6 protein-coding genes and 1 pseudogene are annotated in these 8,346 nt (G+C 37.0%); 6 read left to right on the top strand and 1 reads right to left on the bottom strand.

Annotated features, from left to right (window positions below):
• The first annotated feature begins 257 nt into the window (after window positions 1-257).
• From FS666_RS13490 to FS666_RS13470, 5 genes are all read left to right on the top strand, one after another.
• Window positions 258-1,115, top strand: a complete 858-nt coding sequence (locus FS666_RS13490) for an N-acetylglucosaminidase (protein ID WP_186318026.1) — start codon at window positions 258-260, stop codon at window positions 1,113-1,115.
• Between the two features lie 174 nt (window positions 1,116-1,289).
• Window positions 1,290-2,303, top strand: coding sequence for a UDP-glucose 4-epimerase GalE (gene galE, locus FS666_RS13485; protein ID WP_144462521.1), 1,014 nt, complete (start codon window positions 1,290-1,292; stop codon window positions 2,301-2,303).
• A gap of 141 nt (window positions 2,304-2,444) precedes the next feature.
• The gene (locus FS666_RS13480; RefSeq protein ID WP_144462523.1) at window positions 2,445-3,263 is read left to right on the top strand and encodes an ABC transporter permease; all 819 of its coding nucleotides are present in this window, start codon (window positions 2,445-2,447) and stop codon (window positions 3,261-3,263) included.
• A 15-nt stretch (window positions 3,264-3,278) separates the two neighbouring features.
• Entirely contained in the window at window positions 3,279-4,085 is an 807-nt protein-coding gene (tagH, locus tag FS666_RS13475; protein WP_144462525.1) for a teichoic acids export ABC transporter ATP-binding subunit TagH, read from the top strand.
• 196 nt (window positions 4,086-4,281) lie between these two features.
• A complete protein-coding gene (locus tag FS666_RS13470; RefSeq protein WP_144462527.1) occupies window positions 4,282-5,034 on the top strand; it encodes a glycerophosphodiester phosphodiesterase in 753 nt (250 codons plus the stop codon).
• A gap of 461 nt (window positions 5,035-5,495) precedes the next feature.
• On the opposite strand, the gene FS666_RS13465 is transcribed toward FS666_RS13470, so the two are convergent.
• Window positions 5,496-7,037: a glycosyltransferase family 2 protein gene (locus FS666_RS13465; protein ID WP_144462529.1), complete on the bottom strand. Its 1,542-nt coding sequence runs from the start codon at window positions 7,035-7,037 to the stop codon at window positions 5,496-5,498.
• Window positions 7,038-7,177: 140 nt separating this feature from the next.
• On the opposite strand from FS666_RS13465, the pseudogene FS666_RS13460 reads away from it, so the two are divergent.
• A pseudogene (locus FS666_RS13460) lies at window positions 7,178-8,341 on the top strand (CDP-glycerol glycerophosphotransferase family protein); the annotation flags it as partial.
• Window positions 8,342-8,346 lie beyond the last annotated feature (5 nt).

Genomic DNA, 8,346 nt, shown 5'->3' with positions numbered 1-8,346 from the left:
CCTCATCAATTCCGTACCTCCAGTAATAGCCATTTCGATGAACATTCCCTTGGGCAATACAATTACAGTCGGGACATCGGTCAAACATGGGAAATTCATTCTCTTTTCCTCTTAATCCATATTCTTCAAGCCCAATTCCAAAATCATGAATAATGATCATAAAAAACTCCCCTTTATAATATGCAAAAAATTTAGCATATTAATTCAGGGAAGTACAGAAATCACGCCGGAGGAATTTGAATAAAGAAGGCCTATTTTTGACGGAACAAAGTGATTCTTTACATCATTCATCCCTGGCTAATTTACAAGGGGAAATTGCAACAACCAACAATTCAGTTAGGGTATATGAAAATTCAAATACTACCAGTCATGTATACGGTACCCTATCAAAAGGCACAAAAGTTAGCATAATCGAAAAGTCAAGTGGCTGGTATAAAATCCATTATAGTGAAACATGGAGAAATGCAAAAAGGTTCGATGTAGAAGAGTATCTTAATCCTAACAATCATGATATCTTTCAACATTTGTTATTAAGTTCAAGCACTGGTGTATCGGCAAAAGAGTTAAATAAAGTCTTAATAGGAAAAGGTATTTTGGAGGGAAAAGGGCAAGACTTTATTAACGCTAGCAACAAACATTCGGTTAATGAGGTTTACTTAATTGCTCACGCTCTTTTAGAAACAGGTCATGGGACCTCAGGGCTGGCAAATGGAATAGAAGTTGGCAAAGATAAAAACGGTAATGCCGTTGTTGTTACAGGGAAGAACAGAAATAGTCTTTCAGATGTTAGAAAAGTATACAACATGTTTGGAATTGGAGCTTATGATTCCTGCCCTGAAACATGTGGAGCAACCTATGCTTATAATAGTAAATGGTTTACTCCTGCAGATGCGATAACAGGCGGAGCCCAGTTTGTTTCGTCTAGTTACTTTGCAAGAGGGCAAAACACTCTATATAAAATGAGATGGAATTATGCTTATCCTAATGATCAAGGCGGATTTCCCCAATATGCAACGGATGTAGGGTGGGCAGTTAAGCAGATTTACCAAATCAAAAACTTATACTCAAAATTAAATAACCCTACAATGTTATACGATATTCCAAGGTATAAGTAATAGGGACAAGCACTTGAGCCAAATAGCGGCTTCAGGTGCTTTTTTAATGATAAAAGTAAACACATGTGTTACAAAAGGGATATATTACTTCTTTTTTAATTGCTATTTATTTGTTATATTAAGCTTTGAATAACGTATAGAATATTTACATTTTAATCTAATGGAGGACCAGAAATGGCAAATAAAATTTTAGTAACCGGAGGAGCGGGGTATATTGGCTCACATACAGTAGTAGAACTCTATAATGCCGGTTACGAAGTGATAATAGTAGATAACTTTGTTAACAGCAATTTAGAGGTTATAAATAGAATTAATGAAATTACTCATCAAAAACCTATTGTCTATCCTATAGATCTTTTAATTAAAGATGATTTGGAAAAGGTATTTAGTCAACATAAATTTGATGGGGTAATTCATTTTGCCGGGCTAAAGGCGGTAGGTGAATCTACACAATATCCACTAAAATATTATAAAGAAAACATTTTGTCGACTATTAATTTATGTGATCTAATGAATAAATATGACGTTAAGAATTTGGTCTTTAGCTCATCGGCAACTGTGTACAGTCCTGAAAATGAAATGCCTGTCAATGAAGAAGGCAAATTAAGACCTAGTAACCCTTATGGAAGAACTAAGCTATTTATTGAAGAAATTCTTCGGGATTTATACCAAGCTGATAACGATTGGAGGATTGTTTTACTTCGTTATTTTAATCCGGTTGGCGCCCACGAAAGTGGTTTAATTGGTGAAAGTCCGAAGGGAATACCTAATAACTTAATGCCTTTTATTACAAATGTAGCGACGGGTAATCTCAAAGTATTGAAGGTGTTCGGTTCGGATTATGATACAGTGGATGGATCAGGTGTAAGAGACTATATCCATGTTACCGATTTAGCAAAGGGGCATGTTAAAGCTCTGCAAAAAAATGTGAATCCGGGAATCAGAACTTATAACATGGGAACGGGTAATGGATACAGTGTGCTAGAAGTAATAAAAGCTTTTGAAAAGGCAACAAATAGAAAAATCTCTTACGAAATAGTGGATAGAAGGCCTGGTGATGTGGCGGTTTCCTTTGCAGATCCCACTAAAGCAATGGAAGAGCTGCATTGGAAGGCAGAGAAAAACATACTCGAAATGTGTAGGGATGCATGGAAATGGCAATCTAAGAACCCAAATGGATATAATTAAATCTTGTTTTAAAAACCTGCAAAGTGGTTAATATTTCTTTGCAGGTTTATTTTCATTATCAATTTGTCTTTTATTTCTACTGAATGTATAATTTATTATTGTGGCAACAATGCATTTTACATGTTTTTGAAAGGAAAAATTATGAAATCTGCTATTAATGTAATTAAAGAACAAATCGAGCACTTTTATTTAATAAGAAGACTTTCACTGTATGAGTTAAAAAGTAAAAATAAAAGTAACTATTTAGGGATGGCTTGGGAGGTCATAAATCCCGTCATCCAAATTTTAATCTATTGGTTTGTGTTTGGCAGTATTCGTCAACGGGCGGATATAGAGATTGCACCCGGATTCAATGTCCCTTTTATTCACTGGTTATTAGCAGGTTTTATTTTATGGATATTCTTCTATCAATCAACCATTCAAGGATCAAAGTCAATATATACCAGGTTGCGAATGTTATCGAAAATGAATTTTCCCATGAGTGTTATTCCTAATATAGTGATATTTTCTCAGTTTTATATTCACCTCTTCATGTTGGGGATCGCATTTATCATCTTTCAGCTGTCTGGTTTTTTTGTAACCATTTATTTTGTACAAATTATTTATTTTATATTTGCAACCTTTTGTTTGATATTTGGCATATCCTTAATCACATCAACTTTATCAACTATCATTAGGGATGTGCATATGTTCCTTAATGCGACTTTGAGGATGTTACTGTATTTGTCACCCATTCTATGGCAGATATCCATTTTGGACAATCCATTACCTACTATCATGAAATTAAACCCTCTATATTACTTAATTGAGGGATACCGCTCAGCCTTATTCGGTACAGGATGGTACTTTATTGATCACTGGCAGTATACACTTTATTTTTGGGCAGTTGTGGTAATATTATTTTTATTTGGATCAACATTGCATATGAAATTTAGAAGACATTTCATAGATTATTTATAAATGGTTGTGAATAAGATGGAAAAATCTATTATTGTAAAAAACATTACAAAAAAATATAAGCTTTATAATGGAACTAAAGAGCGAATGCTCGATTTGATCCTACCAAAGAGTTATGGGGAGGATTTTTATGCATTAGCTAATGTGAGCTTTGAAGCCAATAAAGGTGATGTTGTTGGATTTATAGGAATTAATGGATCTGGAAAGTCAACACTTTCAAACATCATTGCAGGAATTGTTCCCGAAACATCAGGTACTGTAAAAGTAAATGGCCAGGTAGCTTTGATTGCTGTGTCTGCTGGCTTAAAAGGTGACTTGTCGGGACGAGACAATATTGAACTCAAACTTTTAATGTTGGGTTTTTCAAAAGAGGAGATTAAATCTTTAGAACCGGAAATCATCGAATTCTCTGAGCTAGGAAAATTCATCGATCAGCCCGTCAAATCATATTCAAGTGGAATGAAGTCACGCTTGGGCTTTTCCATATCCGTTAATGTAGATCCTAACATCTTGATCATTGATGAAGCATTATCTGTAGGAGATAAAGCCTTTGCGGAAAAAAGTTTGGCAAAGATGAAAGAGTTTAAAAATCAGGGAAAAACAATGGTTTTTGTAAGCCATTCTATAGGCCAAATGAAGCAATTCTGCGATAAGATTCTCTGGCTGGAATATGGAATGGTTAAGGATTTTGGAACGGTAGATGAAGTTATTCCCAAGTATGAAAAATTTCTTAATGAATTTAAAAAGTTATCAGGAAAAGAAAAGGAAAAATATAAAGCAGAAGGCATGAAGCGACAACAAGAGATATTAATGGCACTCCATTGATTTCCCTTTAATCTTGTAAAAGTAATAACATATATATTTTAAGGTTTTTTTGGATTTCTACAGAGGACAGGTATATGAATAAAAAACTTATACTCTTTTCAATTATAACTATGGTAATTGGGGTTTTTATTTTAGGAAAAGCTTTCTCGATTGATACAACTAGCCTGCTTCGAACCTTTTAAGTGAAGAGAGATTTATCACCCTAGCTCATCGCGGGGCAAGTGGTTATGCCCCTGAGCATACAATTGAGGCATATAAAATAGCAAACAAAATGGGTGCTGATTACATCGAGATAGATTTAGGCATGACACGTGATGGAGTTTTGGTGGCTATGCACGATGATAATGTGGATCGCACTACTAATGGAAAAGGACTGGTACGATCTTATAATGTCTACGAATTAAAGTCACTAGATGCGGGTAGTTGGTTTAACAAAAAATATCCGGAAAAAGCAAGAGAATCCTTTGTTGGAATGGAAGTTCCAACATTAGACGAAATATTTTTGGAATTTGGTGATACAGTCAACTATTATATTGAGACAAAGCAGCCTGAAGAAAATCCCGGGATGGAAAAAAAGCTTATAGCGTTGCTGGAAAAGCATCATTTATTGGAAGGGGATTTATCAAAAGGAAAGGTCGTCATTCAATCTTTTAGTAAGCAGAGTTTGCTTGAAATTAATAGGCTTTACCCGGACCTTCCTTTAATACAATTGTATTGGTTTGAAAGTACGCCAACTTTCTCAGATGAAACGTTAAATGAGATAAAAGAATATGCCGTGGGTATAGGATTAAACCACAATGTCCTAACCAATCAACTTGTAGAAAGTTTTAAAGAAAGAGGGGTATTGTTGCATCTGTATACGGTTGACGATCGTAATGAATTTAAAAAATTAAGAGCATGGGGTGTTAATGGCATATTTACTAATGTTTCGGATATTGAAGAAATGTAGCTTTGCTTAATAAGCCAACGCTTTTTTGCTGGTAAATCATGCATTTTATTAAGCTTAAATTCCACAACCTGTTCAATTAAACTTTTTAGAAGCGTTTTTACGAATTGGACAAGTATATACATCTTCATAATAAAAAGTTTCAATTACAATTTTTATATTATTATAAACATCCAAATTGTGAAGGGTATTCCTCTAAAAGTGTTTTTTTAACAAATGTGGCCGTGTTCTTTAATAGCAGATCAAGTATCAAAGATCCAAGGTCTGAACAAATTTATCTTAAGGCATAAGGGAGGGCTCGGCCTCTACCGAACCCTGATTCTAAATTATTCACTGATAATATTGTAATAATAGTGGTTATAAATCTGTAATCCGCTCATTTTCACTTGAATACGGATAATCATCATTTCGGCCATTTTCCCACACTCCCGTCGATCCGCTTGTACCCATCATATCATAGAGAGCTACCTCACATTCACCCCAAAGTTATCCCCAATCGTTGTATAAAAATCAATTTTTTTCCCGCCATGTTCAAATATCCGCCTGGTATTCATTTTAATATGGAGCTTTCTATAATCGTAATATCTGATGAACATCGTGTGGCTCGCCGTATTCAGATTTGCCAACAAATCCAACGGTATTTTTATTTCAAACAGGTTCTCTCCTATCTGATCAATAGGCAGCACGGTTTCATTCAGTTCGTTATCTCGCTGGCGGATAACAAAGCAGTTTACTTTATCAAGGTCGTCTCCGTAAATATTAACCCGCAAAACAAACTGGCCGTCCTCTATCACATGTTCCTTGTATACCGCCAGCATATTGATCCTTGCCCATTCAAAAGGTTCTTCAAGCGGAAGGCGATAGTAGGGCAGGCCATCCTCCCGAATCACCATTTCCTTTGTTGTATCTTTCAGGCTCCACTCAATCAATCTGACGATATCGGTATATCTTTCCTGCTTGAAAAGGTCCACCAATACTTTGTGCCACGGCTCGAAGAAATTCTCTGTAAAATCGTATCGAAGACCTTTTGTTGTTTCCAGAACTTCTGCGAACTTCTTATAGTACTTATCTTTTCGAATGGACCTTAGAAAATGATGTCGGTTAAATAAGCGTGTAATACAGTCAAATTCATACAGCCGGTTCAAAGCCATCCGTTCAATTTCCTCCGGAAGTTCCTTTTGGATAACATGCCGGATGACGGCCAAGTTCGTATCAGTTTTTTCAAAAATGGTCGTCGTACTTACAAGGCTTTTATTATCTTTAAAGCGATTGACGTAATAGATTACGTCCTTTGTTGTTGAGATGCTCGGACAATTGGTCAGGACGTCAATGAAAAACTGCTTGTCTTCCGCAAATTTCATATCGGGAAAACGGCAGTTATGATCTCGGAGAAACTGTGTTCGCATCATCCTTGCAGTTGGCCCCAAATGCTGAAAAATGTGCGGGATGGAGCAGGGATTAATGGATTCCCTATATTCGCAGCTATTGTATTCACCCGTGACGACAAGCTTATTATCCTCTACTTTGATCGTACTGCCGATGGCATATGGGTCTCCGGTTTTTTCAAGCAGCTTGTATAGAGCTTCAATTCCATTCGGGCTCAGCCAATCATCTGAATCAATGAACATTGTATATTCGCCTTTTGCCAGCTCAATGCCGGTATTTCTGGGTTTTGCCGGCGATCCATTGTTGTTTTTGAAAAAAACAGGAACGATATTCGGATAGGCGTTCGCATAATCAAGAATGATTGAACGGGAATCATCCGTCGACTTATCATCTATGATCAGGAACTCAATTTCGTCAAAATCGATTGTTTGATCGATCACGGAATCAATCGTTTTTCTTAGTGTTTTTTCAGCATTATAAACGGGCATGATGACGGTAACCTTTGGGTTGGGATTTCCGTTTGTCGGATGGACGTAGTAGCCCTCTTGATTGTATGTATAGGAATCAGCAGCCGATGAGACCGCCCCATTCGAAAAAATTCGGGTCAGAAAGGTAAGCATAATAAACCTCCATGCATTTTAAATCACACTACCTATTATTTTCATTGAACGGTTTTTATAAACATGAAACGGTTTATGCGCCCAATCATTGGACATACTTTTGATATGTCTATGATTTGTTGTGGTGATCAATTATGAAAAAAAAGCTGAAAAAGCGCCTCAAAAAAGTTTATAAAAAGACATTCAAATTCATGAGTTCATCTCTGCCCAAAGATCAAAAGCTTATCATCTTCGAAAGTTTCCTTGGAAAACAGTACAGTGATAATCCAAGGGCGATCTACGAGTATTTGAAGGAACGCCATCCGGAGTACAAGATGTACTGGAGTGTCGATAAAAGAAAGGTACACGAATTTAGGGATCGACCGATTAAAATCGTCCGCCGTTTCTCTCTCAAATGGCTTTTTTTAATGACGAGGGCGAAATATTGGGTGACGAATTGCAGGATGCCGCTTTGGGTCAGCAAATCCCCCCAGACGGTCTATGTCCAGACATGGCACGGCACCCCATTAAAACGGCTGGGGCTGGACATAGATGAAGTTCACATGCCCGGAACCAATACGAAGAAATATAAACGAAATTTTAAGAAGGAATCGGCAAAATGGGATTATTTGATTTCACCAAATGGCTATTCCACTGAAATATTCAGGCAGGCATTTGATTTTAAGAAAAAAGTGATTGAGTCCGGGTATCCGAGAAACGATTTTTTAATCCAATCCAATAACGCTGTGGCGTCCGCCAAGATCAAGAACGCCTGCGGGCTTCCTATTGATAGGAAGGTGATATTGTATGCCCCGACATGGCGGGACAATCAGTATTATTCCAAGGGGAGATACAAGTTTGATCTGCAGATTGATCTGGATACGCTGAAAAAAGAATTGGGAAATGAGTACGTCATTTTGCTCAGGCTCCATTATCTTGTTTCGGAAAACCTGGACTTGTCAGGAATGGAAGGATTCGTGTTCGATGTTTCGTCTTACGGGGACATCCGTGATTTGTATCTCATTTCCGATGTGCTGGTCACTGACTATTCATCCGTATTTTTCGATTACGCCAATCTGAAGCGGCCGATGATCTTTTTCGTTCATGATATCGAAGAGTACCGCGATCAGCTGCGCGGGTTTTATTTCGATTTTGAAAAAGAAGCGCCGGGTCCGCTCGTTCGGACGACGGAGGAACTGATTGCCGAAATCCGCCGTATAGAACTAAACGGATTCTTGCTCTGCGAAAATTTTTATAAAAAATTTTGCCATCTGGAAAACGGGAAGGCCAGTGAACAGGTCGTGAAAGAAATATTCCAATTGTAAAGAGG

The sequence above is a fragment of the Siminovitchia fortis genome, assembly GCF_007681465.1.
In the GTDB taxonomy this organism is placed as follows: domain Bacteria; phylum Bacillota; class Bacilli; order Bacillales; family Bacillaceae_C; genus Siminovitchia; species Siminovitchia fortis.
The sequence above is the reverse complement of the archived record's forward strand: the minus strand, read 5'-3'. Positions and strand labels throughout refer to the sequence as shown.

Excerpts from the sequence above, each read along its gene's own strand:
- tagH (WP_144462525.1), top strand. The coding sequence starts at position 3,279 with ATGGAAAAATCTATTATTGTAAAAAACATTACAAAAAAATATAAGCTT.
- FS666_RS13465 (WP_144462529.1), bottom strand. The coding sequence starts at position 7,037 with ATGCTTACCTTTCTGACCCGAATTTTTTCGAATGGGGCGGTCTCATCG.
- galE (WP_144462521.1), top strand. The coding sequence starts at position 1,290 with ATGGCAAATAAAATTTTAGTAACCGGAGGAGCGGGGTATATTGGCTCA.
- FS666_RS13480 (WP_144462523.1), top strand. The coding sequence starts at position 2,445 with ATGAAATCTGCTATTAATGTAATTAAAGAACAAATCGAGCACTTTTAT.